General features: G+C 72.1%; 19 protein-coding genes. 12 read left to right on the top strand and 7 right to left on the bottom strand.

The features are described 5' to 3' along the window. Positions 1 to 62 precede the first annotated feature (62 nt). Entirely contained in the window at positions 63 to 1,358 is a 1,296-nt protein-coding gene (locus EDD29_RS05000; RefSeq protein ID WP_123662743.1) for an ABC transporter substrate-binding protein, read from the bottom strand. A 191-nt stretch (positions 1,359 to 1,549) separates the two neighbouring features. Between EDD29_RS05000 and EDD29_RS45235 the strand changes: the two genes are divergently transcribed. Then, positions 1,550 to 1,687 carry a hypothetical protein gene (locus EDD29_RS45235; protein ID WP_170201292.1) on the top strand — a complete coding sequence of 46 codons (138 nt, stop codon included), beginning with the start codon at positions 1,550 to 1,552 and terminating at the stop codon, positions 1,685 to 1,687. A 47-nt stretch (positions 1,688 to 1,734) separates the two neighbouring features. After that, positions 1,735 to 2,778, top strand: a complete 1,044-nt coding sequence (locus EDD29_RS04995) for a thiolase C-terminal domain-containing protein (RefSeq protein WP_123662742.1) — start codon at positions 1,735 to 1,737, stop codon at positions 2,776 to 2,778. A gap of 79 nt (positions 2,779 to 2,857) precedes the next feature. Here EDD29_RS04995 and EDD29_RS04990 read toward each other — a convergent pair whose 3' ends face one another. Together EDD29_RS04990 and EDD29_RS04985 are read right to left on the bottom strand one after the other, a co-directional pair. Next, positions 2,858 to 3,520 (bottom strand): TetR/AcrR family transcriptional regulator, encoded by a 663-nt coding sequence (locus EDD29_RS04990; protein ID WP_123662740.1) that lies wholly within the window; start codon positions 3,518 to 3,520, stop codon positions 2,858 to 2,860. A 108-nt stretch (positions 3,521 to 3,628) separates the two neighbouring features. After that, positions 3,629 to 3,922: a Dabb family protein gene (locus EDD29_RS04985; RefSeq protein ID WP_123662738.1), complete on the bottom strand. Its 294-nt coding sequence runs from the start codon at positions 3,920 to 3,922 to the stop codon at positions 3,629 to 3,631. 158 nt (positions 3,923 to 4,080) lie between these two features. Between EDD29_RS04985 and EDD29_RS04980 the strand changes: the two genes are divergently transcribed. After that, the gene (locus EDD29_RS04980; RefSeq protein WP_123662735.1) at positions 4,081 to 5,139 is read left to right on the top strand and encodes an LLM class flavin-dependent oxidoreductase; all 1,059 of its coding nucleotides are present in this window, start codon (positions 4,081 to 4,083) and stop codon (positions 5,137 to 5,139) included. A 30-nt stretch (positions 5,140 to 5,169) separates the two neighbouring features. Then, entirely contained in the window at positions 5,170 to 6,681 is a 1,512-nt protein-coding gene (locus EDD29_RS04975; protein ID WP_123662733.1) for an AMP-binding protein, read from the top strand. A gap of 56 nt (positions 6,682 to 6,737) precedes the next feature. Here the strand turns inward: EDD29_RS04975 and EDD29_RS04970 are convergent, their stop codons facing one another. Next, entirely contained in the window at positions 6,738 to 7,673 is a 936-nt protein-coding gene (locus EDD29_RS04970) for a cyclase family protein (protein ID WP_123662731.1), read from the bottom strand. A gap of 27 nt (positions 7,674 to 7,700) precedes the next feature. Between EDD29_RS04970 and EDD29_RS04965 the strand changes: the two genes are divergently transcribed. Further along, positions 7,701 to 8,855 carry a serine hydrolase domain-containing protein gene (locus EDD29_RS04965; protein WP_123662729.1) on the top strand — a complete coding sequence of 385 codons (1,155 nt, stop codon included), beginning with the start codon at positions 7,701 to 7,703 and terminating at the stop codon, positions 8,853 to 8,855. A 22-nt stretch (positions 8,856 to 8,877) separates the two neighbouring features. On the opposite strand, the gene EDD29_RS04960 is transcribed toward EDD29_RS04965, so the two are convergent. Together EDD29_RS04960 and EDD29_RS04955 are read right to left on the bottom strand one after the other, a co-directional pair. Beyond that, positions 8,878 to 9,621 carry an SDR family NAD(P)-dependent oxidoreductase gene (locus EDD29_RS04960; RefSeq protein WP_211359557.1) on the bottom strand — a complete coding sequence of 248 codons (744 nt, stop codon included), beginning with the start codon at positions 9,619 to 9,621 and terminating at the stop codon, positions 8,878 to 8,880. Then, entirely contained in the window at positions 9,618 to 10,259 is a 642-nt protein-coding gene (locus EDD29_RS04955) for a cysteine hydrolase family protein (protein ID WP_211359556.1), read from the bottom strand. Before EDD29_RS04955 ends, EDD29_RS04960 begins: the two co-directional genes overlap by 4 nt. 77 nt (positions 10,260 to 10,336) lie before the next feature. On the opposite strand from EDD29_RS04955, the gene EDD29_RS04950 reads away from it, so the two are divergent. The 6 genes from EDD29_RS04950 (at position 10,337) to EDD29_RS04925 (ending at position 16,458) form a co-directional block, all read left to right on the top strand. Continuing rightward, positions 10,337 to 10,726 carry a Zn-ribbon domain-containing OB-fold protein gene (locus EDD29_RS04950; protein ID WP_123670273.1) on the top strand — a complete coding sequence of 130 codons (390 nt, stop codon included), beginning with the start codon at positions 10,337 to 10,339 and terminating at the stop codon, positions 10,724 to 10,726. After that, positions 10,723 to 11,061: a VOC family protein gene (locus EDD29_RS04945; protein WP_211359555.1), complete on the top strand. Its 339-nt coding sequence runs from the start codon at positions 10,723 to 10,725 to the stop codon at positions 11,059 to 11,061. Before EDD29_RS04950 ends, EDD29_RS04945 begins: the two co-directional genes overlap by 4 nt. A gap of 35 nt (positions 11,062 to 11,096) precedes the next feature. Next, positions 11,097 to 12,680 (top strand): class I adenylate-forming enzyme family protein, encoded by a 1,584-nt coding sequence (locus EDD29_RS04940; protein WP_123662727.1) that lies wholly within the window; start codon positions 11,097 to 11,099, stop codon positions 12,678 to 12,680. Next, positions 12,681 to 14,852 (top strand): acetate--CoA ligase family protein, encoded by a 2,172-nt coding sequence (locus EDD29_RS04935; RefSeq protein WP_123662726.1) that lies wholly within the window; start codon positions 12,681 to 12,683, stop codon positions 14,850 to 14,852. Continuing rightward, complete coding sequence (locus EDD29_RS04930) at positions 14,852 to 15,610, top strand: glucose 1-dehydrogenase (protein ID WP_123662724.1); 759 nt, start codon at positions 14,852 to 14,854, stop codon at positions 15,608 to 15,610. The genes EDD29_RS04935 and EDD29_RS04930 overlap by 1 nt, the downstream gene beginning before the upstream one ends. A 152-nt stretch (positions 15,611 to 15,762) precedes the next feature. Continuing rightward, a complete protein-coding gene (locus EDD29_RS04925) occupies positions 15,763 to 16,458 on the top strand; it encodes an endonuclease V (RefSeq protein ID WP_123662722.1) in 696 nt (231 codons plus the stop codon). A 14-nt stretch (positions 16,459 to 16,472) separates the two neighbouring features. Here EDD29_RS04925 and EDD29_RS04920 read toward each other — a convergent pair whose 3' ends face one another. Further along, positions 16,473 to 17,864: an amidase gene (locus EDD29_RS04920; protein WP_123662720.1), complete on the bottom strand. Its 1,392-nt coding sequence runs from the start codon at positions 17,862 to 17,864 to the stop codon at positions 16,473 to 16,475. Positions 17,865 to 17,956: 92 nt separating this feature from the next. Here EDD29_RS04920 and EDD29_RS04915 point away from each other — a divergent pair, with 92 nt between their 5' ends. Continuing rightward, positions 17,957 to 18,559, top strand: coding sequence for a TetR/AcrR family transcriptional regulator (locus EDD29_RS04915; protein WP_123662718.1), 603 nt, complete (start codon positions 17,957 to 17,959; stop codon positions 18,557 to 18,559).

The raw sequence follows: 18,559 nt of genomic DNA, 5'->3' as shown, positions 1-18,559 counted from the left end.
AAACGGCGCCGCCCCGCGTCAAGGGGAGTGGGGGCGACGCCGTCTCTCTGGGGCCGGGAGTGTTACTCAGACTTCTTCCGGCCGTCCTCGATCGCCTTCGTCCAGCCCTCGCCAGCGGAGAGCTGGCCCTGGCCGATGGCGATCAGGATGTCCTCGAAGACGGTCCGGACCGAGACGTTCTCGACCCCGAGCTGGACCGGCTGGAGGGTGCTGGCGCCCGCGGCGAAGATCTTGCCGACCGGGGCGTCGTTGAAGTAGTCGTTCTTGGCGTCGGCGACCTGCGGGTCGGCGAGGGCCTGCGGGGAGGTCGGCAGGGCGTTGACGGCCTTGAACGCGGCGATCTGCGACTCGGGGCTGGTCAGGAACTCGGCCAGCTCAGCGGCCTCCTTCGGGTGCTCGGACTGCTTGGGCACCGCGAGGTAGGAGCCGCCCCAGTTGCCGCCGCCGCCGGGCACCGACGCGACGTCCCACTTGCCGGCGTAGGCGTCGCCGGAGTTCTCCTTGATGACGCCGAGCATCCAGGCCGGGCAGGCCATGGTGGCGAAGGAGTCCTTCTTGAAGCCGGTCTGCCACTCGGGGGTGAACGCCTTGAGGCCCGCGGACAGGTCCTTGAGGCCGTTCACGGTGTCGAACGCGGTCTTGACGGCCGGGTTCTTGTCCGCGACGTAGGCGCCGGCGTTGTCGAAGTAGGTGTAGTTGCCGTTCTTCGGCGCCTCCTGCGACAGGATCGCGTTGTACAGCGCGGCCGGGCCGTCGACGAACTTGGTGTCGGCGACCTTGTCCTGGAACTTCGCGCCGGTGGCGCTGTAGTCGGCCCAGGTCGGCCACAGCTTGCTGACCTCGTCACGCTCGGTCGGCAGGCCGGCCTTCTCGAACAGGTCGGTGCGGTAGCACATCGCCAGGCCGCCGACGTCGGTGCCGAGCGCCATCAGGCTCTTGCCGTCGAGGCTCTTGCCCAGGTCGTACTTCCACTTGATGAAGTTCGCCTCGAGCTCGGCGCCGCCGTAGCCGTTGAAGTCGATGAACTTGTCGGCCTGGCCGCGGAGGCTGGTGAGGACGCCCTCCTCCAGCGCGACGACGTCGCCCGCGCCGCTGCCGGTCTCGAGGTACTGCAGGAGCTTGGGCACGTAGACCTTCTCGTGCTCCTTCTCGTTGCGGTGCTCGATCTTGATGCCGGGGTGCGCGGCCTCGTACTGCGTGAACAGCTCTTCGTAGCCGAAGGCGCCGAAGGTGTCGACGGTCAGCGTGATGTCGCCGCCGGAGGCGTTCTCGTCGTCCGACCCGCCACAGGCGGTACCGGCGACCAGGACTCCGGCGAGCACTGCCGCGAACGCGGCGGTTTTACGGCTGAACTTCATGGGGGTGTTCCTCCCGGGGTGGGGATGGGGGTGGTGGTCTGTGGGAGCGCTCCCACGCATCACAGCCGCACAGTACCGGTGACGTCAAGTGTCCGATATGTAAACGTTACTTTTCGTTTCATCGCACGGTCGGCCGTGATTCACCCAAGCAAGCGCTTGCCCTTGAACGACTTTCGCGTTAGCGTGCTGCCATGCCCTCGGGACTGTTCTTCCAGGTGATCGCGGAGCTCTCCCGGACCCGGGCCCGCCGCCCGTGGTGGATGGATCGCGCCCCTTCCGCCACGGGCGGCGTCCACGTTCCCGCTTTCGCCACCGGCCGGCTCCCGTGACCGCGCGCCAGTCCTTTTCGGACAAGGCGGCGGTGACCGGAATCGGCATGTCTGAAATTACCCGCAGTTCGGGAGTGACTCCGCTCGCGCTCGCGCTCACCGCCTCCCGGGCGGCCCTCGCCGACGCCGGGATCGAGCGTCCCGACGCGATCTTGAGCTACCACCTCGGCGACTCGGCCCCGGTCCTGTACGTGGCCCGTGAGCTGGGCATCTCCGAGATCGGCTGGCACAACGAGCTCTACGGCGGAGGCACCCAGTGCGCCTCTGTCCTCGGCGACGCGGCCCAGCTCGTCGCGTCCGGAATCGCCAGGTCGGTGCTGGTCTACCGGGCGCTCAACGGACGGTCGGGCAAGCGGATGAACGCCCTCGGCCTGAAACTGGGCGAGGGCGCGGAGGAACAGTTCACGCACCCCTACGGAATGGCCGGCCCGGTCCACCAGTTCGCGCTCGCCGCACAGCGGTATCTGCACGAAAGAGGGCTGTCCGAAAACCATCTGTCCGCGGTCGTCCGGCGCTCACGCGCGTTCGCGCTGGGCAATTCCCGGGCACTCGTGCGCAAGGCCGTCAGCCACGCCGACTACCTCGCCGAGCCCATGATCGCCTCGCCGCTGCGCCGCGCGGACTGCTGCCAGGAGACCGACGCGGCGTGCGCGCTGGTGGTCTCCGCGCCCCGGCCCGGCGCCCCCCTGATCCGCGCCGTGGTGCGCGGCGGCGGCCCCGGCTGCTCGACGATGGACCGCGCCGAGGACGTCACCCGGACGTTCGGCCACTACCTCGCAGGGCCGCTGTACGACGCCGCGGGCATGAAGCCGTCCGACATCGGCGTGGGGCTGCTCTACGACGCCTACAGCTGGCTCGTGCCGCGCCAGCTCGAGGACTTCGGGCTGCTCGCCCGCGAGGACCTCGCCGACGGCCTCGAGGAGGCCCTGGAGCGGGTGAACCCGCACGGCGGACTGCTGTCGGAGGGGTACGTGCACGGGCTCAACAACACCGCCGAGGCGGTGCGGCAGGTGCGCGCGGGGGCAGGCCCCGCCCTCGTGACGGGCTTCGGGGGCTCCTACGGCTCCGCGGCGATCCTGGTCCCCGCCTGAGGGGCGTCCGGGGCCGCGCGAACACAGAAATCCCGCCGCCCGATTCGGCGGCGGGACACCCGTTCAGGGCACGGATCCGTCAGTGGGTGACGATGCCGTCGAAGAGGACCTTGAGGTAGTGCTCGGCCAGACCCTCGGTGTCCAGGCGGCCACCGGGCTTGAACCAGCGCACGGCGACCCAGATGGTGTCGCGGATCATCCGGTAGGTGAGCTTGGGGTCGATGTCCTCGCGGAACAGGCCGGTGGTCTGCCCGGCGGCGAGGGCGGAGACCCACATCTCCTCGACGTCGTCCTCGGCCTTGGTGAGGTAGGCGAACCGTTCCTGGTGCTTGAGGTAGTTCCAGTCGTTCTGCATCACCGTGATCGCCGCGCGGTGCGGCTCGAGGGTGCCGAAGGCGATGCGCACCAGCGCGGAGATCACCTCGCGCGGGGTGCCGCCCCGCTCGACCGCCGCGCGGTTGGCCGCCATCAGCTCGCCGAAGAAGGAGGACAGGATCTCGTCAACGATCGACTCCTTGGAGTCGAAATGGTGGTAGAGACTGCCCGACAGGATGCCCGCCTCTTTGGCGATGTCCCGGACCGTGGTGGCCTGGAAGCCCTTCCTGGCGAACAGCTCGGCCGCCAAGCGCACCAGATGCTCGCGCCTCTCGGAGGCCAGCGCCTGGCCGCCCCGCGCGCGCCGGCGTCCGCCGGCCGCGTCACCGGAGCCCTTGGCGCGTCCGCTGCTCGTCGTCGTAGTCACCCCCTCATTATGCCGTGATGCCCAAGTGCTTGTTCGGGAACACAGATTGTCATCATGTTAAATCCTGAGCAAGCGCTTGTTAAGAGCCCTGGGAAACCGGCTGATCGGTCAGGACGCCACTTCGTACTGCACCCTGGCCAGGTCAGCGGCGATCGGCGTCACGCACGCGGCGATGAACGCCTGGTGAGCGGGGTGGTCGCGGTAGGTGACGAAGCTCTCATCATCGTCGAAGTCCGCGACCAGGACGAAGTCCTTGTTCCCCGGATTGCGCCCTGGTCCGAACTCATAGCGCCGGATCTCCGGAATGGCCGCCGGCAGCTTCGCGAGCTCGGCCGGCACCGCCGCCCGCTGCTCCTCGGTCGCCTCGGCCTTCCACGTGAACATCACCACATGCCTGATCATGCCTCCCAGCCTAGGCCGTACCACTTGTTCGCCACCCCGCCCCGCCACCTGCGGCGACTCCCCGCACCTCGCCGCGAGCCCCGTCGACTGCTACGCTACCAAGCGAGCGCTTGTTTAATGATTCGGCGCACCGGCCACGGTAAGGAGCGTCCCGGCCCATGAAGTTCTCGACCTTCCATCTCTTTCACCGCTTCCCAGGGCAGAGCGCGAAGGAGGTGTACGACTACCAGATCGAGGTGGTCGAGCTCCTCGAGGAGCTGGGGTTCGACGGCGTCTGGGTCGCCGAGCACCACTTCCGCGACTACGGCCTGGTGAACAACATCTTCACGCTGCTGGCCAACCTGGCCGGGCGGACCGAGAAGCTGCGGCTCGGCACCGGGATCGTGGTGCTGCCGCTGCACAACCCGATCCATGTGGCCGAAGAGGCCGCGATGGTCGACCTGCTGTCGAACGGACGGCTCCAGCTCGGCATCGGGCGCGGTTACCAGAGCGTCGAGTTCGAGTCGTTCGGGCTCTCGCTCAGCGAGGCGCGCGACAGGTTCGACGAGGCCCTGTCGATGATCCTCGAGCTGTGGACCGGCGAGGACGTGCACTTCCAGGGCAAGTTCTACGGGTCGGGCAACCCGATCACGCTCCAGCCCAAGCCCTTGCAGACCCCGCATCCGCCCGTCCACGTGGCCGCGGTCTCCCCCGACACCGTCGAGATCTACGCGGCCCGGGGGCTGCCCATCCTGGCCGACCCCGCCGCGCCCTTCCGCAAGATCGCCAAGGCCGCGGAGACCTGGCACACGACCGCCGCGGCGCACGGGGTGGACACCTCCGCCGTCGAGCTCATCGCCTCGCGCGCGGTGTACGTCGCGCCGACGATCGAGCAGGCGAAGGCCGACCAGGCTCGGTTCGAGGCGTCCTTCGACCGGAGCCGGATCTTCAACGCGCAGAGCGCGCCGATCGACTCCAAGACCGGCGAGGTCGCCAAGGGCTTCGAGTACTGGCAGGACAAGTACCTCAAGGGCGGCTCCGTCGGTAACGACTTCCGGTGGGAGCAGCTCGAGGTCATCGGCGACCCCGAGCGCGTCATCGCGCAGATCCAGATGGTCCAGGAGATGGGCTTCTCGAACCTCATGTGCGACTTCGGCTCCACCCGGCAGGTCCCGATCGAGGACATGCGCAAGACCCTGCGCTTCTTCGCCTCCGAGGTCATGCCCGCCTTCCGGTAGCCCGTCCGATTCCAGCGCGAGGAGGCGCACATGTCCCTGATCCACGAGCTGACGCTCGGCGACGTCCTCGGCGAGCACCGGCGCGGCCGTCCCTTGGACGTCGCGGCGGTCGACGGTGCCGTCCGGCTCACCTATCCCGCGCTGGACGCCCGGGTGAACCGGCTCGCGGGCGCGCTGGCCGGGGCCGGGGTGCAGCGCGGCGAGCGGGTGCTGTGGCTCGGCCAGAACTCCTTCCGGATCCTCGAACTGCTGCTGGCCTGCGGCAGGCTCGGCGCGGTGCTGTGCCCGGCCAACTGGCGGCAGACCTCGGACGAGCTGGGCTTCGTCCTCGGCGACCTGGAACCGAAGGTCGTCGTCTGGGAGGAGTCCGAGGCGGTCGCGCAGGCGCGCGCTGAGAGCCCGGTCAAGGCCGCGTGGGTGCAGGCGGGCCTGGAGTACGAGGAGTTCCTTGCCGCCCATCCGGACGACGAGCCCTCGGCGCCGGTAGACGGCGGCGAGCCTGTGCTCGCGCTCTACACCGCGGCCTTCGACGGGCGCCCGCACGCGGCCCTGCTGTCGCACCGCGCGCTGATCGCGCACGCCGAGGCGCTGCTGCACCAGCGGGAGATGCGCGACGGGTTCGCGTTCCTGGCGTGCGGCCCGATGTTCCACGTCGGCACCACGATGTTCGTGCTCGCGACGTTCCTGCTCGGCGGCAAGAACGTCTTCACGCCCGCCTACGAGCCGCAGGAGGTGTGCCGTCTCATCGACGCCGAGTCGTGCACGCAGGCGTTCCTGTTCGGCCCGATGATCGACGGCCTCGTCGCGGCCAACGCCGACGGCGAGTACGACCTGTCGTCCCTGCGCTTCGTGGCCCACTCCCCCGCGTGGGACGCGATGATCACCGTGGACGACTCGCCGTGGTGCTCGTCCAAGATGGGCGGCTACGGGCAGACCGAGGTCGGCGGCATGCTGACCTTCCTCGGCCTGGCCCCGGGCGGCGCGGGCCCGGCCGGACGCGCGGGCACCCTCGCCGCGATCCGGCTCCTCGACGCCGCCGGCCGGGAGGTCCCGGCCGGTGAGGTCGGCGAGATCTGCGCGCGCGGCTGGTCGGTCTTCAGCGGCTACCACAACCGGCCCGAGCTGAACGAGGCCAAGTTCCGCGGCGGCTGGCACCACACCGGCGACCTCGGCCGCCGCGAGCCCGACGGCACGCTGACGTTCATCGGCCCGAAGCTTCGGATGATCAAGTCGGCGAACGAGAACATCTACCCGGCCGAGGTCGAGCGCGCGCTGAAGAGCCACCCGTCGATCGCCGACGCCGCCGTCATCGGGGTGCCGGACGAGCGGTTCGGCCAGACGGTGAAGGCCGTCGTGGTCCTTGCCGAAGGCGCGTCGGAGACCGAGGAGTCGGTCATCGAACACGTCCGAGGCGAGATCGCCTCCTACAAGAAGCCCCGCCACGTCGCCTTCGTCGCGGAGATCCCGAAGAAGGGCTATACGCCGGACTACGACGCCCTCGACGCCGCGCACGGCGGTGGCAACTACCCCGGCTCGTCCTGAGTCCCTGTGTCGACGCGCGGCGCCGGACCGTCCCTGCGACGGTCCGGCGCGGTGCGTCACAGGACGGCGAGCGGGGTGATCGGGCTCGCGGTGCCGCCTTCGATGTTCAGCGGGGCCGCGACGAACAGGAAATGGGTGCGGCCCGCCCCGGACAGCTCTTCGAGCCAGAGCATCTCGGCGAGGTGGATGCCGTGGCGCCAGAGGAAGAGCAGGTGGAGGTCGTCGTCCAGGGATTCGTCGGCGCCTTGGTGGGCGTTGAGAGCGCTGATGGCGGAGTTGTCCGAGGCGACCATGGCGATGTCGCGGTCGGCCAGCCAGCGCCCCGCCTCCGCGGAGAGGCCGGGCTGGCCGGACCAGTACTTCTCGGGTGATTCGGCCCAGGCAAGGGGCCAGCCTGTGCGGATCATCGCTACGTCGCCTGGGCGGACGTCGGCGCCGCAGGCTTCGAGGTCGGCGACCGTGATGCGCTCTTCGGCGGCGAGATAAGGGACGCCGCGCAGGGCGGGGATGTCGAAGAACGACGCGCGGGCGACCACAGGCCCGGCCTTGTCTATGCCGCACCGGGTGGCCCCGTAGGAGCGGACGCGGGAGGCGGGGTGCCCGTTGTAGAGGGAGTCCCCGGCCCACATGTGGCACAGCGCGTCCATGTGGGTGGTGGTGCCGTGCGGGGTGACGATGATGGCGTCGTCGGCCATGCGCAGGCCCGCGCCGACGGGCCGGGTGCCCGCGACGTAGTCGGCGCCGTCGACCGACATGAAGTGCTGGGGCAGGGGCCGCCCGCGCAGGTGCGGGACCGTGGTGGGCGCGGGGCCGGAGGTCGAGCCCTTGATCGGCAGGGCGAGCTGGAGGATCCGGCCCTCGGTGACGGTGCCCACGGCGGCCAGCACCACTTCGGGGCTGAGCAGATTAAGTGCCCCTTTTTCATCTTTTTCTCCCCAACGGCCCCAATTATGCGATCCCTGGGGGGTCTGCTGCGCTTCAGCCGGTGTCATGATGTGGCGACCTTTCGAGGAGGAGACATGGGCTTCGTCGACGGACACTGCGATCCGGCCTTCCAGGGCGTCCGCGAGGTGTTCGAGGAGCAGTTCGCCGCGGGCCGGCAGGTCGGCGCGGCGGTGGCGGTGGTCGTCGGCGGGCGGCCCGTGGTGGACCTGTGGGGCGGCACCGCCGACGGGCGCACCGGGCGGCTCTGGGAGCGTGACACACGCTGTGTGGCGTTCTCGTGCACCAAGGCCGTCACCGCCACCGCGGCGCTGCTGCTCGCCGAGCGCGGCGAGGTCGACCTCACCGCCCCGGTGACGGACTGGTGGCCGGAGTTCGGCGGCCAGGGCAAGGACGCGGTCACGGGTGAGCACCTGCTCAGCCACCAGACCGGCCTCCCCGCCTTCGCCCGCCCGGTCACCCCCGAGGAGGCGACCGACCCCGCGGCGATGGCCGCGCTGCTCGCCGGGCAGACCCCGGAGTGGACGCCCGGCGACGGCCACGGCTACCACGCGCTCACCTACGGCTGGCTCGCGGGCGAGATCGTCCGCAGGAACGCGGGCGTGACCGTCGGGGAGTTCGTGCGCCGCGAGTTCGCGCCCGACCTGTGGATCGGCGCGCCGCCCGAGGTCATCGCCCAGGCCGCCAGGCTCGGCGGACGGCCCGCCCCCGCGGGCGGCGCCGACCCCGTCGCCCGGCCCAAGACCGACGACCTGCTGCACCGCCTCGCCGAGGCGTACATGGATCCCGTATCGCGGATGAACCGGGCGCTGCACAACCCGCGCACGTCCTTCAACAACCCGCTCGTGCTGGCCGGCGGCTGGCCCGCCGCGGGCATGCTCGCCGCGCCGCGCGACCTCGCCGCCTTCTACGACAGGCTCGTGCGCGGGGAGATCCTGCGCCCGGACACCCTCGCCGACGCCACGCGGACCAGGGTCGACGGCCCGGACCGGACGCTCCTGGTGAACACCGCCTTCGGCCTGGGCTACATGCGTCCCAACGTGAACTTCCGCGTCCCCGGGGAAGGCCGCCGGACGGCCTTCGGCCACTCGGGCGCGGGCGGCTCGCTCGGCCTCGGCGACCCCGCGGCCGGCCTCGCCTTCGCCTTCATCCCCAACCTCATGGGCGACGCGATCGGCGGCGACCTCCGCTCCTTCGAACTCCTCAAGGCCGCCTACGCCGCCCTGGGCTGAATCCCGCCCGTCCACCCGGTGGTCACTGCATGGTGATGCCGCCGCTGACCGACAGGGTCTGGCCGGTGATGTAGCCGGCCCTGTCGGTGCAGAGGTAGGCGATCAGCCCTGCGACGTCCTCGGGGGTGCCGATGCGGCGCAGCGGGATGCCCTTGGCGAGTTTGTCGAGGAGGTCGGGGTGGGCCTTGGCGACCTCGCGGACCATGGGGGTGTCGGTGGGGCCGGGGCAGACGATGTTGCTGGTCACGCCGCCCCGGGCCGCCTCGCGGGCGAGGGACTTGGCGAGGCCGAACAGGCCGGCCTTCGTCGCCCCGTAGGCGCCTTCGCCGCCGGAGCCCGCGCGCGCGCCGTCGCTGGAGACGAAGACGAGGCGGCCCCAGCCGCGCTCGACCATGCCGGGCAGCAGCGCCTTGGTGAGCTGCATCGGGGCGCGCAGGTTGACCTTCCACATGAGGTCCCAGGCCGCCGGGTCGCTCTCGGTGAACGGCTCGACGATGGAGATCCCTGCGTTGTGCACCAGGACGTCGACGGGTCCGGCGCGCTCGGCGAGGGCGTCGATCGAGGCGGGGTCGGCGAGGTCGACGGCGAGGCCCGCGGCGTCGGGGAGCTCCTTGGCGAAGGAGGCCGCGGCGTCGGCGTCGAGGTCTGCGATGAGGACGCGGGCGCCGAGGGCGGCGAGGTCGCGGCAGATCGCGCGGCCGATGCCGCCCGCGCCGCCGGTCACCAGGGCGGTGCGGCCGGGCAGGTCGAGTCCGGGGAAGGTCACGGGGCTGCTCCGTCGGTCGGGGACCAGGCCTTGGCGAGGTCGTCGGCGGTCGTGCGGGTGGCGAGCAGGGAGATCGTGTGCGCGAGGACCGCGTCGCCGTGCTCGGCGGGGATGCCCGCGACCGCGTCGACCGGGACCACGACGCGGTAGCCGAGGGCGACGGCCTCCGAGCACAGCCCGGGGATCGCGAGGTTCAGGGAGACGCCGACGCCGACGACCGTCGTCACGCCGAGGGAGCGCAGCACCTGGTCGAGGGTGGTCCCGGTGAAGGGCGTGAAGCCGTGGTAGCGGCGGTTCTCCAGGTCGCCCGCGGCGGCGAGCTCGGGCAGCACCTCGATCGCGGGGGTGCCCTCCAGCATGTGCGCGGGGTCGCGCAGGAGGTTGCGCAGGAAGGGCGTGTTCGTGGTGTGGCTGCCGGCGCGGTCGGCGCGGAAGGCGGCGGTGCACTGGATGACGGGCACGCCCGCGGCGCGTGCGGCGGCGAGGACCCGCGCGGTGGCGGCGACGGTGCCGCGCTCGGCGCAGATCTCGCGGAGTCCGGGGAATCTGGCGATGTCCCCGAGGACGCCGCGCTGCATTTCCATGACCAGGACCGCGGTGCTGCCGGGGGCGGCGAGTTCGCTGAGATCGAGGGGCACGCAGGCAATCTACGCGCCCTAGCGCTTGCTTGGGTAGCCCCTTGTCCGCTTACCAAGCGTGCGCTAGTTTGGCCGCGATGGACCCCGCACGCCCCGTCCCCGCGCCGAGCCCGCTGACAGAGCCCTACTGGGCGGCCTGCCGGCGGGGCGAACTCGCGTTGCAGCGCTGCGCCGACTGCACCCGGTTCGTCCACCTTCCCGAGACGTCGTGCCCCTACTGCGGCGGAACGAACCTGCCGTTCACCCCGGTTTCCGGATACGGCAGCGTGCACACGTTCAGCACGGTCCACCGGACGTTCCTGCCGGGCTTCACCCCGCCCTACACCGTCGCCTGGATCGACCTCGCCGAGGGAGTCCGCGCCTTCGGCACGCTGCACGCCGCGGAACCCGCGATCGGGATGCCCGTCCGCGTCTGCTTCGACGACCTCCCCGGCTTCGGCCCCGTCCCCTCCTGGAGACCCGCGTGACCCGCATCGGCAACGTCATGTACCCCGCCAAGGATCTCGCCGCGGCCGTCGCGTTCTACCGCGACGGGCTCGGCCTGGCCGTCAAGTTCGCCGACGGCGACCGTTTCGCCGCGCTCGACGGCGGCGGCACCACCTTCGCGCTGGTCGGCGCCGAGGAGGACCTCGCCGGAGCCGTCGCGGCCTCCTTCAAGGTCGAGGACGTGCCCGCCACCGTCGCGCGCCTCACCGGCGCGGGGGCCGAGCTCGTGCGCGGGCCGGAAGAAGGACCGCACGAAGTGCGCGCCCTTCTGCGCGACCCGGCCGGGAACCCCTTCGTCGTCTACTCCGCCCGCTGAACCCCCCGCCACCCCGTCCCGGAAAGGAGACCGCTGTGACGCACTCCCCGTTCTCGAACTACGCCTACGCCATCCTCACGGCGAACGCCCTGCGCACCCCCGGCAAGACCGCGCTCACCTACTGCGGCACACGGTCCTTCACCTACGCGGAGCTGAACCGGAACGTCAACCGGGTCGCCCACGCGCTGCTCGCGGCGGGGGTCTCCCCCGGTGTCCGGGTGGCGTCGCTGATGAACGAGACCCTGCACGTCGCCGAGGTCTACCTCGCGCAGATGAAGATCGGGTCGATCGTCTCCGCGCTGAACCCGTATTGGTCCGCGGACACCCTCAGGCAGGTCGTGGAGGCGTCCGAGGCGACGGTCTTCGTCTACGACGCGACCGTGGCGGACCTCGTCGGGCAGGTGCGCGGCGCGCTCCCGAACGTCAAGCTGTGGATCAAGGTGGGCGGCCCGGGAGAGGCCGTCCCAGGCGGGGAGAACACCGTCGACCTCGACGCGCTCGCCTCCGGCGCCTCCGAGGAGGAGCCCCCCTACGGCGGCCACGGGTCCGACCCCCTCGCGCTCTTCTACACCAGCGGGACCACGGGCCTGCCCAAGCCGGTCGTGCACACGCACTTCTCCGCGATCTCCATCGCGCAGATCTGGACCGACGTGGCGACGGCCGAGGACTCCGTCACCGGGACCGGCGCCATCATCTGGGGCATCGGCTTCCCCGCGCTCGTCGGGCCGGCCTTCTACGCGGGCCAGAAGCTCGTCCTGGAGCAGGACTGGAGCCCTGCGACCTTCACCCAGGTGGTGCCGCGCGAGCGCGTCACGCACGTGTCGCTCATCCCGTCGTTCTTCTCGGCGCTGCTCGGCAGCGACGACCACGAGAGCGCCGACCTGTCGTCGCTGCGGGCCATCATCCTCGGCGGGGAGCCTCTGCTGCCCGCCCTGCGCGACCGCATCAAGGCCCGCTTCCCGGACGCCGCCATCTACTCCTACTACGGCCAGACGGAAGCGCCCTACACGGTCTTCGGCAGGCAGGACGACGGCTCCCAGCCCATCACCGCCTCCGGACGCGCCCGCAAGGGCTCCGCGGTGAAGGTGACCGGCCCGGACGGGGAAAGGCTCGTCGGCGAGGTCGGCGAGATCAACCTGACCGGCCCCAACATGATGACGGGCTACGACGGCCTCCCGGAGAAGACCGCCGAGTCCCTGCGCGACGGCTGGTTCGTCGGCGGCGACCTCGGGATCATCACCGAGGACGGCACCCTGTCGGTCCTCGGCCGACGCGACGACGCCATCCTCAAGGGCGGCCAGTGGTCCCAGCCCGCGCAGATCGAGGAGAAGGCCGTCGAGGTGCCCGGCGTGGCCGAGGCGGGCGCCGTGGGCGTCCCCGCGCACGCCGAGAGCGGCGCGGCCGAGCAGAAGATCCTGCTCGCGGTCGTGCCGCGCGCCGGGACCTCGCTGGACGGGGAGGCGGTGCTCGCCGCGCTCGCCGCGACGCTGCCCGCGCACCAGCTGCCCGACGCGGTCGTCGTCGCCGCCGAGCTGCCGCACACCACCGACGGGTCGGGCGGTCCCGGCAAGCTGCTGCGCCGGGGCATCCGCGATGAGTTCGCCGAGGTGCTCGGCTAGATGGGGCACCTTCCCGAGCCCGCTGGGCATCTTCCGGAACATGAGGTCAAGGCGCTCGTCTCCGGCTTCGGCGTACGCGTCCCGCGCGGCGCGCACGTGCCCGCCGACGGGGACGTGCGCGCGGCCGCGGCGGACCTGACGCCGCCGCTCGTCGTCAAGGCGTACGGGCCCGAACTGCTGCACAAGAGCGACGCCGGAGCAGTCGCGCTCGGCAACGCCTCCGCGGAGGAGGCCGCCGCCGCGGCGGCCGGCATGCTCGCGCGCGGTGTCCCCGCCGAGGGGTTCCTCGTCGAGGAGCAGGCCGCGCCGGGCGTCGAGGTCATCATCGGCGCGGTCCGGGACCCGGCGTTCGGCCCGGTCCTGCTCGTCGGGCTCGGTGGTGTCCTCACCGAGGTGCTGGACGACGCCGCGCTGCGGCTGCTGCCGGTCACCGAGGCCGACGTGCGCGGCATGCTCGGCGAACTGCGCGGCAAGGCCCTGTTGGAGGGCTACCGGGGCCGTCCCGGCGTCGATCTCGACGCGCTGGTGAAGACCGTGCTCGCGGTCGCCGACGCGCTCGGTTCGCCCGCGTTCGAGGGCTTCGCGGAGTTCGAGCTGAATCCCGTGATCTGCTCCCCGGACGGGGTGATCGCGGTGGACGCTCGGCTCGTTCCGGGAAGCCGGGAAGGCGAAGAGGGGACGAGCCACCGCGCCGCGGCCGTCCCCTCGCATAGAGGGACGCGCGAGACGACCGGTTCGGTGGCTAACCGAACGGTGACATTCGACGCACTGTTCGCGCCGCGTGCCGTCGCGGTCGTCGGGGCGTCCACCAAGAAGCCGAACTTCGGGAACATGTTCCTCGGCTTCTACCAGAAGGTCTTCTCCGGACCCATCTACGCGGTCCACCCTACGGCCCCGTCCATCGACGGCGTCCCGTGCGTGAAATCCCTCGCGGAAGCCGACGTGGACTACGCGCTCGTCGCGGTGCCCGCGTCCCAGTGCGCGGACGTCGTCGCGCAGGCTTCCGGCATCCCGTTCGTCCAGGTGATGAGCGGGGGCTTCGGGGAGACCGGGGACGCCTCGGCCGAAGCCGCGCTGCTCGCCGCGGTGCCGCCGGGCACACGGCTCCTCGGGCCCAACTGCATGGGCGTCTACTCCCCCGCCGGAGGCCAGACCTTCCTCGGCGGCACGCAGGGTCCGCCCGGGACCGTCTCGGTGGTCTCGCAGTCCGGAGGGCTCGCAGGAGAGGTCATCAAGGTCGGCGAACGCAGGGGGCTGGCGTATTCGAAGGTCGCCACCGTCGGCAACAGCCTCGACGTCACGCCCGCCGACCTTCTGGCCTACCTGGGCGAGGACCCCTCGACGTCGGCCATCGGCCTCTACCTTGAGGACCCGAGGGACGGCGTCGCCTTGCGCACCGCCCTGGCGGCCTGCCCCAAGCCCGTCGTGGCGCTCGTCGGCGGACGCAGCGCGCAGGGCCGCGAGGCGGCCTCCTCGCACACCGGCGGCATGATCGGCGACGGCCGGGTGTGGACGGCGCTGTCCCGGCAGACGGGCCTCGCGCTCGTCACCTGCCAGGACGACCTCGTCGGCGTCCTCGATTTCTTCGACCGGCACGCCGGGCGCGCCGTGCCGGAAGGCGACGACGGCGTCCTGGTGATCGGGCCGTCCGGCGGGGCCAGCGTCCTCGCCGCCGACACCTTCGACGCGGCGGGCCTGCGCCTCGACGGCTTCCCCGCCGAAGCCAGGGACGCGCTGCGCGCCCTCGGTCTCGGCGCGGGCACCTCCCTGGCCAACCCGCTGGAGGTGCCCGTGGGGCCGCGCGCCGACCCCGCGCTCGTCGCCCGGGCCGTCACCGCGATCCTGGCGCACCGCGCGTACCCCGACGTCGTCGCGCACGTCAACGCGCAGAGCTTCTTCACCTTCGGCGACAGCGTCGAACCCCTGCTCGCCTACACCCGGGCCGTCGCCGACCTCCAGCGCGCGCTGCCGCACACCCGCGTCACGCTCGTGCTGCGCAACGGCGAATGCGCGCCCGCAGGGGTCGAGGACGCGGTGCGCGCCGCGGCCCGCGAAGGCGGCGTCCCCCTCTACCGCGGCATGGAGGCCGCGGCGGCCGCGATCTCCGCCGCCGCGTCGGCCCTCCGCGGCCGCCGCAAGGCATCCCCCCGGCAATCGAACGGAGACCACTGATGGGCCAGCTCGACGGAAAGGTCGTCCTCATCTCCGGAGGGGCGCGCGGCATGGGCAAGGCCCACGTGCGGCGCCTCACCTCCGAAGGCGCGAAGGTCGTCTTCGGCGACGTCCTGGAAGAGGAGGGCGCGGCGCTGGCGGCCGAGATAGGCGACAGCGCGCTCTTCACCCGCATGGACGTCACCAGCCCTGCGGACTGGGACACCGCGGTGTCCCTCGCGGTGAAGACCTACGGCGGCCTGCACGGGCTGATCAACAACGCGGGCGTCATCAAGGTCAAGTACATCGAGGACATGGAGGTCGCCGAGTTCCAGCGGGTCCTGGAGATCAACCTCGTCGGGCAGTGGCTCGGCGTCAAGGCGGTCATCCCGGCGATGCGCGAGGGCGGCGGCGCCATCGTCAACGTCAGCTCCACCGAGGGCTTCGTGTCCTCCGCGGGCTACTCGGCCTACAGCGCCAGCAAGTTCGGCGTCCGCGGCCTCACCAAGACCGCGGCCCGCGAACTCGGCAAGTACAACATCCGGGTCAACTCCATCCACCCCGGCGGCATCTTCACCGCCATGTCCCTCGACCCGGACGTCGTCGCCGAGGCCGCCCCCAAGGCCGACGCCTTCCTCGCCAACCTCCCCCTGGGCCGGATGGGCAACACCCACGAGGTCTCCGGCCTCATCACCTACCTCGTCTCCGACGACTCCGCCTACGTCACCGGCGCCGAGATCGTCATCGACGGCGGCATGATCACCGGCGCCGGCTTCTGACAGCCGCGCCCTCGAACGGGCCCGCCGCGCACCGACCTGCTGGGGGGTGCGCGGCGGGTCTTCTGTCTCCCGGTCTTCGGCACCCGGTCTTCGGCACCCGGGCGGCCTTCCTCGGATGGCGGCCGTGGCGGGCTGCTCGTTAAGGTCGGGAGATGGAGATCGTCGGGACGTACGTGCGGCCGGGGTCGGTCGCGGAGGCCGAGGCGATCCAGGAGGAGCTGCGGTCCCGGCTGCGCTTCGCGCCGCTCGCCGCCCGGCCTTCGACGGTGGCGGGCCTGGACGTCGCCTACGCCGGGGACGGGGAGGGCGACGGGCTCGTGGCGGCGGCCGTCGTCGTCCTGGACGCGGTCACCTTTGAGGTGGTCGACCAGGCGGTGTCCGTGGAGCGGCCTTCGTTCCCGTATGTCCCCGGGCTGTTCGCGTTCCGGGAGGTGCCCGCCCTGCTGTCGGCCCTGCGGGCGTTGCGGACCGAGCCCGACGTGCTCGTCTGCGACGGGCACGGCCTCGCCCATCCGCGGCGGTTCGGCCTCGCCTGCCACCTGGGGCTGCTGACCGGGCGGCCCTCCTTCGGGGTCGCGAAGACGCCGCTCCTTCCGGCGTCCGTTCCGGGGGCGGAGCGCGGCGCTTCCACGCCCCTGCTCCTCGACGGCGAGGAGGTGGGCCGCACCCTGCGCACCCGGCCGGGGATCCGGCCCGTGCACGTCTCCCCAGGCCACCTCGTCGACCTGGACTCCTGTGTGGCCCTCACGCTCGCGCTGACGCCGGAGTACCGCCTCCCCGAGACGACCCGCAAGGCCGACGCCCTGTCCCGGGTGACCCTCAAGGAGGCGCTCTCCGCCACCTCTTAACGCAAGGGGACGCGTTACAGCACGGGGGTCCTGTCCTGCCAGCGCTCGGCGTCCTGGAGCTGGGCGGCGAGGGTGAGGAGGGTGGCCTCGTCGCTGTCGTGGGCGAGGAGCTGCGCGCCGATGGGCAGGCCGCCCGAGGAGAAGCCGGCGGGGACGCTCACCGCGGGCCAGCCCAGGACGTTCCAGGGCCAGGCGAGGGGGCACAGGGCCGCCACGCCGGACTGGGTGCGCCGGTAGCCCGCGCCGTCGAACGCGCCGACGCGGGACGGGAGGTGCGCGGTGGTCGGGGTGAGGACGACGTCGGCGGCGGCGAAGATCCGGCCGACGCGGCGGCGCAGATAGGGGTCGAGCCGACGCGCCAAGGGCAGCAGCCTCCGCCCGGCGATCCGGCCGATCTTCGCCTCTATCTCCGTGCGCGCCTCCGGCCGCGGGTCGGGCATCGCGTCGAGCCAGTCGGCGACGCCCGTGGTGCCGCGCGGCACGAGGCCGAGCGCGACGGGCCCGTAGTCGGGGTCGGCCGGGAAGACCTTGTGGCCGAGGTCGGTGAGCACGCGGGCCGTCCGCTCGATCGCGGCGCGGACCTCGGGGTCGATGCCGCCGGGCACGCCCCAGGCCGTCCGGTAGGAGACGGCGACGCGGAGCCGGCGGGGTTCCCGCCGGGCCGCCTCGGCGAAGGGCGTGCGGGGAGGATCGAGCCGGTGGACGTCGTCCGGGTGGCTGCCCGACAGGACGTCGAGGAGGAGCGCGGCGTCTTCGACGGTCCTGGCGAGGGGGCCCCAGACCGTCAGGCCGTAGAAGGGGTCGGTGTGCGGGTGGCCGGAGACCCTGCCGCGCTGGGGCTTGATGCCGACGAGGTTGGTCCACGCGGCGGGGATGCGGATGGAGCCCGCGCCGTCGGAGCCGACGGCGGCGGCGACCATGCCCGCCGCGACGGCCGCCGCGGACCCGCCGGAGGAGCCGCCCGGCGTGTAGCCGAGCTTCCACGGGTTGTGGGCCGCGCCGAACCCGGGCGACTCGCTGAACGGCCACAGCCCGATCTCGCAGGTGCGGGTCTTGCCGACGATGATCGCGCCCGCCGCGCGCAGCCGCCTGACCTGTTCGGCGTCCCGGACCGCGGGCCGGTGGGCGCCCCGCACGGCGAAGGGCGTGGTCTCGCCCTCGACGTCCGTGTCGTCCTTGACCGCGACGGGCACCCCGAGCAGCGGCAGCCGCTCCCCCGCCGCGCGCCTCCGGTCGGCCTCGGCGGCCTCCTCGAGCGCCCGCTCACCGCGCACGACCCGGAACGCCCCGACCCGCCCGTCCACCTCCTCGATCCGCCTCAGCGCCCCCTCGACCAGCTCCGTGGCACTCGCCTCCCCCTTCCCCACCAACGCCGCCTGCTCCGCGAGCCCGAGATATCCGCCCATGACGCCTCCTCGTTCGTTCGAACGAACGATAAACTCCCGAACACCGCCCGGGGAAGCCCCGGGCGGGACGGAATCTGGGAGGATCGGCCGCCATGAGTACTGCCGCGCGGGAGCGCATCATCGGTGCGACTCTGCGGTTGGTCGCCGAGGACGGGGTCGGGGCGGTCAGCAATCGGCGGGTGGCGGCGGAGGCGGGGGTGTCGCTGGGGACGTTGACCTACCACTTCGCGGCGCAGGGGGAGCTGCTGCATGCGGCGCTCACGCGGTTCGTGGACGTGGAGATCGAGCGGATCTCGGGGCTGGCGCTGGGGTTCGCGGGGGCGGCGCTCACGCCGCACGAGGCGGCGGCGGAGGTGGAGCGCGCCATCGTCGCGCTCGCGGGGACCCGCGAGCAGATCGCCACGCTGGAGCTGCATCTCCAGGCCGCTCGCGACCCCTCGCTCCAGGAGGCCGCCGCGCGCTCGGTCGCCGCCTATGACGCGCTCGCCGCGGCGATCCTCGACGCCCTGGGCGTCCCCGATCCCGGACGGCACGCACCGGTCGTCGTCAGCCTCCTGTACGGGCTCGCCGTCCGCCGTCTGTCCACGGGTGATTCCCGGGCCACGGGCACCGCCGACGCCCTCGCCACCCTCCTCACCGGCATCCTCGCGACCGCCCCCGGCATCCCTAAGGGCGCCGACAGCACAGGGCCGTAG

The sequence above is a fragment of the Actinocorallia herbida genome, assembly GCF_003751225.1.
In the GTDB taxonomy this organism is placed as follows: Bacteria; Actinomycetota; Actinomycetes; order Streptosporangiales; family Streptosporangiaceae; genus Actinocorallia; species Actinocorallia herbida.
This window is presented reverse-complemented; position numbering and strand designations above follow the sequence as displayed.

What these genes read in the sequence shown, in the direction of transcription:
- EDD29_RS05000 (WP_123662743.1), bottom strand. Translation starts at nt 1,358, where the DNA reads ATGAAGTTCAGCCGTAAAACCGCCGCGTTCGCGGCAGTGCTCGCCGGA.
- EDD29_RS45235 (WP_170201292.1), top strand. Translation starts at nt 1,550, where the DNA reads ATGCCCTCGGGACTGTTCTTCCAGGTGATCGCGGAGCTCTCCCGGACC.
- EDD29_RS04995 (WP_123662742.1), top strand. Translation starts at nt 1,735, where the DNA reads ATGTCTGAAATTACCCGCAGTTCGGGAGTGACTCCGCTCGCGCTCGCG.
- EDD29_RS04985 (WP_123662738.1), bottom strand. Translation starts at nt 3,922, where the DNA reads ATGATCAGGCATGTGGTGATGTTCACGTGGAAGGCCGAGGCGACCGAG.
- EDD29_RS04980 (WP_123662735.1), top strand. Translation starts at nt 4,081, where the DNA reads ATGAAGTTCTCGACCTTCCATCTCTTTCACCGCTTCCCAGGGCAGAGC.
- EDD29_RS04975 (WP_123662733.1), top strand. Translation starts at nt 5,170, where the DNA reads ATGTCCCTGATCCACGAGCTGACGCTCGGCGACGTCCTCGGCGAGCAC.
- EDD29_RS04970 (WP_123662731.1), bottom strand. Translation starts at nt 7,673, where the DNA reads ATGACACCGGCTGAAGCGCAGCAGACCCCCCAGGGATCGCATAATTGG.
- EDD29_RS04965 (WP_123662729.1), top strand. Translation starts at nt 7,701, where the DNA reads ATGGGCTTCGTCGACGGACACTGCGATCCGGCCTTCCAGGGCGTCCGC.
- EDD29_RS04950 (WP_123670273.1), top strand. Translation starts at nt 10,337, where the DNA reads ATGGACCCCGCACGCCCCGTCCCCGCGCCGAGCCCGCTGACAGAGCCC.
- EDD29_RS04935 (WP_123662726.1), top strand. Translation starts at nt 12,681, where the DNA reads ATGGGGCACCTTCCCGAGCCCGCTGGGCATCTTCCGGAACATGAGGTC.
- EDD29_RS04930 (WP_123662724.1), top strand. Translation starts at nt 14,852, where the DNA reads ATGGGCCAGCTCGACGGAAAGGTCGTCCTCATCTCCGGAGGGGCGCGC.
- EDD29_RS04925 (WP_123662722.1), top strand. Translation starts at nt 15,763, where the DNA reads ATGGAGATCGTCGGGACGTACGTGCGGCCGGGGTCGGTCGCGGAGGCC.
- EDD29_RS04920 (WP_123662720.1), bottom strand. Translation starts at nt 17,864, where the DNA reads ATGGGCGGATATCTCGGGCTCGCGGAGCAGGCGGCGTTGGTGGGGAAG.
- EDD29_RS04915 (WP_123662718.1), top strand. Translation starts at nt 17,957, where the DNA reads ATGAGTACTGCCGCGCGGGAGCGCATCATCGGTGCGACTCTGCGGTTG.